The sequence below is a fragment of the Kineococcus glutinatus genome (assembly GCF_039542765.1).
GTDB classification, from domain to species: Bacteria; Actinomycetota; Actinomycetes; order Actinomycetales; family Kineococcaceae; genus Kineococcus_A; species Kineococcus_A glutinatus.
In genome coordinates, this window is sequence record NZ_BAABIL010000760.1 from 1 (window position 1) to 2,301 (window position 2,301).

The 2,301-nt window shown below is 77.6% G+C and carries 3 protein-coding genes; all 3 read right to left on the bottom strand.

The genetic code is table 11. From position 1 onward, the window contains the following. Positions 1-720 (bottom strand): ABC transporter permease (locus ABEB16_RS21060; protein ID WP_345714141.1); only part of this gene is annotated, 720 nt, incomplete at its 3' end. 80 nt (positions 721-800) lie between these two features. After that, positions 801-1,583 (bottom strand): molybdate ABC transporter substrate-binding protein, encoded by a 783-nt coding sequence (modA, locus tag ABEB16_RS21065; protein ID WP_345714139.1) that lies wholly within the window; start codon positions 1,581-1,583, stop codon positions 801-803. After that, positions 1,580-1,987 (bottom strand): TOBE domain-containing protein, encoded by a 408-nt coding sequence (locus tag ABEB16_RS21070; protein WP_345714140.1) that lies wholly within the window; start codon positions 1,985-1,987, stop codon positions 1,580-1,582. The genes modA and ABEB16_RS21070 overlap by 4 nt, the downstream gene beginning before the upstream one ends. Positions 1,988-2,301 lie beyond the last annotated feature (314 nt).

Below are 2,301 nucleotides of genomic sequence, written 5' to 3' on the forward strand. Positions count from 1 at the left end.
CGCAGGTCGACGGCGCACCAGCGGGGGGCGACCTCGATGCGGCGGTCCGGCCAGGTCCGGGTCCGTCTCCCGCTGCAGGTACACCTCCAGCGGCAGGGTGCGGGTGACGCCCTGCAGGCTGCCCGCGAACGTCAGCGTCGCACCGAACTCCCCCAGCGCCCGCGCGAACGACAGCACCGCCGCCGACGCCAGCCCCGGCAGCACCAGCGGCAGCGTCACCCGGCGCAGCACCGTCGTGGGGCGCGCCCCGAGGGTCGCGGCGACCGCCTCGTAGCGGCGGCCGGCGGTGCGCAGCGTGCCCTCGAGGCTGACGACGAGGAACGGCATCGCCACGAACGTCTGCGCCAGCACCACCGCCGTCGTGGAGAACGCGACACGGATCCCCAGCAGGTCCAGCTCGCGGCCCAGCAGCCCCTGCCGGCCGAACGTCAGCAGCAGCGCGATGCCCCCCACCACGGGCGGCAGCACCAGCGGCAGCAGCACGAGGGCGCGCAGCACCCGCAGCCCCGGCAGCGCCGAGCGCGCCAGCACCAGCGCCAGCGGCGTGCCCAGCAGCACGCAGGCGGCGGTGCTGGCGGCCGCGGTGCGCAGGCTCAGCCCCAGCGCCGCCAGCGACGCCGGGGACGTCACCAGCGCCGGCAACCGCGCCCAGTCCACCGCCGCGAGCATCCCCAGCAGCTGCAGCAGCACGGCCAGCGCGCCGCCCGCGGCGGGCAGCAGGACCCAGCGCGGCGGTGCCGTCCCCTCCGCGGCACCGGCCGCGCTGCGCCACCGGCCCGGCCACCGGGCGCGGGTGCGCGTCACGGCGCGCCCGGTGCCCCGATGCCCGCGGCGGCGAGCACCTGCCGGCCCTCGGGCCCCGCGACGAACGCGGTGAACGCCGCCGCCAGCTCCGCGTCCCGCGCCTCCCGCAGCGCCGCGACGGGGTAGGTGTTGACCGCCTGCGCCGCCTCGGGGAACGGCACGGCCCGGACCGCGTCGCCAGCGGCGATCGCGTCGGTGACGTAGACCACCCCGGCGTCGGCCTGGCCGGAGGTGACCTTACCGAGCACGTCGGTCACCGAGGACTCCTCGCTGACCGGCCGCACGTCGACGCCGGCGGCCTCCTCCGCCAGCCGCGTCGCCGCGCCGCACGGCACCTGCGGTGCGCACACCACGACGTCGACGCCGGGGCGGGCGAGGTCCGCGACGCCCGCGACACCGGCCGGGTCGTCCGGCGGGGTGACGATCTGCAGGGTGTTGGTGGCGAAGGCCACCGGCCCGCCGGCGACCGACCCGGCGTCGACGACCTTCTGCATGGTCCTCTCGTCGGCGGCGGCGAACACGTCGGCGGGTGCGCCGGCGGTGATCTGGGTGACGAGGTCGGAGGAGCCGGCGAAGGCGAACTCCACCTCCACGCCGGGGTGGGCGGCCTCGAAGCGGGTGCCGATCTCGGTGAAGGTCGCCGTCAGGGAGGCCGCGGCGAAGACGGTGAGGGTGCCGGCGCCGGACGGCGAGGACGACGGCGAGGACGACGGGCCGGTGGCCGGGCCGCAGGCCGCGAGCAGCGCGGCGGCGACGGCGGCGGTGGTGACGTTCCTCACGAGGCGCCCCCGGGGGTCTCGACGATGACGGTGGTGGCCTTCACGACGGCCACGGCCAGCTGGCCCGGCTCCAGCCGCAGCTCCCGGGCGGCCTCGCTGCTCATCAGGGAGACGACGGTGTGCGGGCCGCACTGCAGCTCCACCTGCGCCATCACGCCGTCCGCCACGACGCGGGTCACGAGCCCGACGAAGCGGTTGCGCGCCGAGCGCCCCACGCCGGTCGGGTCGGGGGCGGGGGAGGTGGCGCGCTCGCGCGCGAAGGCCGCGAGCCGCGCACCGTCGACGACGAGCCGGCCGGTGTCGTCGTGCGCGGCGTCCACGCTGCCGGCGTCGATCCAGCGGCGGACGGTGTCGTCGCTGACACCCAGCAGGGCGGCGACCTCGCGGATCCGGTAGTGCGGCACGCAGCCCAGCCTAGTCTCCGCGGTTGCGGACGGAACGTGCTCGGCCCCGCCGCGGGTGCGGAGGGGGAAGCCGCCTCGCGGGGAGCTTGTGACGGCCGCCGGGGACCTCGTGACGGCCAGGGTGCGCACCGCAGCACGCGCTCGGCAGGACGGGCGACGGGCACACCGCGGGTGCCCCGGATCCCAGCTCGTCTGGTTATGGTGCGCCTCATGCCCAGCCGCCTGAGGTCAGCCACCGCGTCCAGGTTCCGCCGGCTCGCCACCGCCGCGGTCGCCGCCGTCGCCGTCAGCGCCGTCTCCGCCCTGCCCGCCGA